Origin of the sequence: Pontibacterium sp. (assembly GCF_041587635.1) — a bacterium.
Classification (GTDB): Bacteria; Pseudomonadota; Gammaproteobacteria; order Pseudomonadales; family Balneatricaceae; genus Pontibacterium.
Genome location: NZ_JBFGYC010000480.1, coordinates 1 through 3,077, shown reverse-complemented (window position 1 = coordinate 3,077; position 3,077 = coordinate 1). Strand labels below are relative to the sequence as shown.

Below are 3,077 nucleotides of genomic sequence, written 5' to 3'. Positions count from 1 at the left end.
GCACTTAAGATGCCCCGAACAGCAGCAACGCTTCCTAACCGCTGAAAACACACAGAACCCACATGCACCATTTTAGTGCATAGCAGGATTTTTGCCCTAAATTTCAGCACCCACCTTTCGCCAGTCGGTAAAAGACAGGCATAAAAAAAGCCTCCCGAGGGAGGCTTTTTCAACTCAGCGAGTTCAAACCTTATACAGAGTAGTACAGGTCGAATTCTACTGGGTGAGTAGTCATGTTCACTTTCTCAACTTCTTCACGCTTCAGTTCAATGAACGCGTCCAGCATGTCGTCAGTGAATACTCCACCTTTAGTCAGGAACTCACGGTCGTTTTCCAGTGCTTCCAGAGCTTCTTCCAGGGACGCAGCAACCTGTGGGATCTCTGCAGCTTCTTCAGCTGGCAGGTCGTACAGGTCTTTATCAGCAGCATCGCCAGGGTGGATCTTGTTCTGAACACCGTCCAGACCCGCCATCATCAGTGCTGCGAAGCACAGGTATGGGTTAGCAGATGGGTCCGGGAAACGTGCTTCTACACGACGTGCTTTCGGGTTAGTCACGTATGGGATACGGATAGACGCAGAACGGTTACGTGCAGAGTACGCCAGCATTACTGGTGCTTCAAAACCTGGTACCAGACGCTTGTAAGCGTTAGTAGAGGAGTTGGTCAGCGCGTTCAGTGTTTTCGCGTGCTTGATGATACCGCCGATGTAGTACAGAGCAGTTTCAGACATACCCGCATACGCGTCGCCCGCGAACAGGTTAACACCGTCTTTAGACAGGGACATGTGAACGTGCATGCCGGAACCGTTGTCACCTACCAGCGGCTTAGGCATGAAGGTAGCAGTTTTGCCGTAAGCGTGCGCCACGTTGTGTACGCAGTACTTCAGAATCTGTACTTCATCTGCCTTGTTAGTCAGAGTGTTAGGACCCACACCGATCTCACACTGACCAGCAGTTGCTACTTCGTGGTGGTGTACTTCGATCGTCAGATCCATCGCTTCCATCGCATCACACATAGCGGCACGCAGGTCATGCAGGGAATCGATTGGTGGTACTGGGAAGTAACCGCCTTTAACGCGAGGACGGTGACCGGTGTTACCACCTTCAATCTTGTGACTGGAAGCCCAAGATGCTTCTTCGGACTCAATGGTGTAACCGCAACCACTGATGTCTGCGTGCCATTTAACAGCATCAAAGACAAAGAACTCTGGCTCAGGACCAAACATCGCGGTATCAGCAATACCGGTAGACTTCAGGTATTCTTCCGCACGTTTAGCAACAGAACGTGGATCACGCTCGTAACCCTGACCCGTTGCCGGCTCAACGATGTCACAACGAACGATAACAGTCGTTGCTTCAGCAAATGGATCCAGCACAGATGCGCTGTCATCAGGCATCAGGATCATGTCGGAGTCGTTGATACCTTTCCAACCGCCGATGGAAGAACCATCGAACATTTTGCCTTCTTCGAAGAAGTCATCACCCATGTCGGAAACAGGGATAGTTACGTGCTGCTCTTTACCGTGGGAATCGGTGAAGCGCATGTCAATCCATCGTGCTTCGCTTTCTTTGATCAGATTCAGAGTCTTCTCTGACATTTGGCTTTCTCCACTTAATGAAATTGCCAGACTCGCAGTATGCAGTGCTGAACGCGTATTTTTCACTTGCCCATTCAAAAAGCAAGGACCGTGCCAACAACAACTTTGCTCGTAAGTGCTTATTTTTGGGACATTCCAGACCAGCGCCCCGATGAGAGCCGCACCAAAACAATGCAACGCAAACATATTGCGCACCAAATTAGTGCATGCCGCTGGATTTAGCGGTATATCTCCGCTTTAGTAGCGACGTAATAATACTCCAACCACCTTCAAAGTGCTTCTTTTTGAACCATCGATATCCACTTTTGTTCATCTGTATCAAGGGATGTCCGTTCACAATATGAACACTTAATCAGGATTAGCACGTGCGATATAAGGTTCTGTCACCACAATCCATGTATAATGCGCGCACAATGAACACCCGGTAAGCCTTTGCACTGCCGGGTTCGTTTTTCTGATGGGTACATCTACGTGTACAAATTTCACTCCATTACCCGGTTGAATACTTAAAATGTCATCTAGCATTAACAACTTACGTAACATTGCGATCATCGCTCACGTTGACCACGGTAAAACCACCCTGGTCGATAAGCTACTCTCCCAGTCCGGTACTCTGGGACGCCGCGATGAAGGCACCGAGCGTATCATGGACTCCAACGATCAGGAGAAAGAGCGCGGCATCACCATTCTGGCGAAAAACACTGCCATTAAATGGAACGATTACCGCATCAACATCGTGGACACACCGGGACACGCCGATTTTGGTGGTGAAGTAGAACGCGTACTGTCCATGGTTGATTGTGTCTGCCTGCTGGTTGACGCTGTAGATGGCCCGATGCCACAAACTCGCTTCGTTACCCAGAAAGCATTCGATCAGGGCCTGCGCCCGATCGTTGTAGTCAACAAGGTTGACCGTCCGGGTGCACGTCCTGACTACGTCATCGATCAGGTATTCGACCTGTTCGACAGCCTGGGCGCGACTGAAGACCAGCTGGACTTCCCTATCGTTTACGCATCTGCGCTGAACGGTATTGCCGGCCCGGAACCCGATCAGCTGGCAGACGACATGACGCCACTGTTCGAAGCAATCGTTGAACACGTAGAAGCACCTAAAGTTGATACCGACGGTCCTCTGCAGATGCAGATCTCTGCGCTGGATTACAACAGCTACATGGGTGTTATCGGTGTAGGACGTGTAACCCGCGGTACTGTTAAGACTAATACCCAGGTTAAAGTGATCGACCGTGAAGGCAAAATTCGCTCCGGCCGTGTACTGAAAATCATGGGTTACCACGGTCTGGAACGCGTTGAGGTTGAACAGGCGCAGGCCGGTGACATCATCTGTATCACTGGTATCGATGAGCTGAACATCTCCGACACGATCTGTGACCCGGAATCCGTAGAAGCGCTGCCAGCACTGAGCGTTGATGAGCCAACCGTTTCCATGACCTTCCAGGTTAACGACTCTCCATTTGCGGGT

General features: G+C 50.5%; 2 protein-coding genes. One reads left to right on the top strand and one right to left on the bottom strand.

The annotated features are described in order from the left end of the window. Positions 1 to 190: 190 nt before the first annotated feature. Positions 191 to 1,597, bottom strand: a complete 1,407-nt coding sequence (gene glnA, locus ABYW01_RS17800; protein ID WP_193954828.1) for a glutamate--ammonia ligase — start codon at positions 1,595 to 1,597, stop codon at positions 191 to 193. A 511-nt stretch (positions 1,598 to 2,108) separates the two neighbouring features. On the opposite strand from glnA, the gene ABYW01_RS17795 reads away from it, so the two are divergent. After that, on the top strand, positions 2,109 to 3,077 hold a 969-nt coding region (locus ABYW01_RS17795), incomplete at its 3' end, for a GTP-binding protein (protein ID WP_372835385.1).

Excerpts from the sequence above, each read along its gene's own strand:
- glnA (WP_193954828.1), bottom strand. The coding sequence starts at position 1,597 with ATGTCAGAGAAGACTCTGAATCTGATCAAAGAAAGCGAAGCACGATGG.